An 838-nucleotide genomic window follows, 5' to 3' on the forward strand; every position below is an offset into this window, starting at 1 on the left:
TTCAAACGGTGTCCTGCTCTAAATTAAGTGAGCATGGCATAAAGAATTTGTACATAACGCTCCTTTGGACATTCATTCTGTCCATACAAGTAGATACTGACAATACGGAAGCCCCATGCAAGGACAAAAACATCCCGCACAAGCTTATCCCCCAAGTCAAAATCTACACCTTGAAGCTTTGCGCCTTGACAGTAGCTGTCCATGATGCCCCGTCGTAAGCCAGGCAGCATGGAAACATCCCAGTCCGAATAGACGAAAGCTTCTATAAGGAGGTCTATGGCATCCTCTCCCATCCGGCCATATCCAGCGCAGTCCCAGTCAATGAGATATACCGAAGTGGTCCCGCTATCTTTGCGTAAAATTATATTACCTTGGTGTACGTCTCCCTGACACAGAGTTACTGGAAGAGCTTCTAATAAGTTAAGCAGCTCATTAGCTTGCTCCGCATAGCCATTAAGAATTTGCCGTAATTCATCAGGGAAGCCTTCAATAGTGTCGCGAAGCGGCTCTTTCACGTTGTTCCACCAAAGGTCAAAGCTGGAACCTACAGCCGGGTAACCTCTTAGCAAACTTAGATCCCTCCGTCCTCTTAGGTGGTAATCTGCTTGGAAGCTGCCAAGCCTTTCTGCAGTGAGTACCAGATCTTCAGCATCCAGATGCTTGCCTGTTACACCTTCTACATATTCCATCCAGATGCGGGTCAAGTCTGCCTCCTCTTCGAGCAGCAAACAGCACGGCAGCTTGATTTGATTGGGAATGATTACATTTGCGTCATATAGATCATGTTCCCGTCGCCAGCAATTCGGATCGCCATGCCTTTCCCACTTCCGCTGTGTTT

General features: G+C 47.5%; 1 protein-coding gene. It reads right to left on the reverse strand.

The window, feature by feature from the left end; translation table 11 throughout:
* Positions 1-23 precede the first annotated feature (23 nt).
* Positions 24-838 (reverse strand): aminoglycoside phosphotransferase family protein (locus TX77_RS10560; protein WP_044505073.1); only part of this gene is annotated, 815 nt, incomplete at its 5' end.

The sequence above is a fragment of the Megasphaera massiliensis genome (genome assembly GCF_000455225.1).
Classification (GTDB): Bacteria; Bacillota; Negativicutes; order Veillonellales; family Megasphaeraceae; genus Megasphaera; species Megasphaera massiliensis.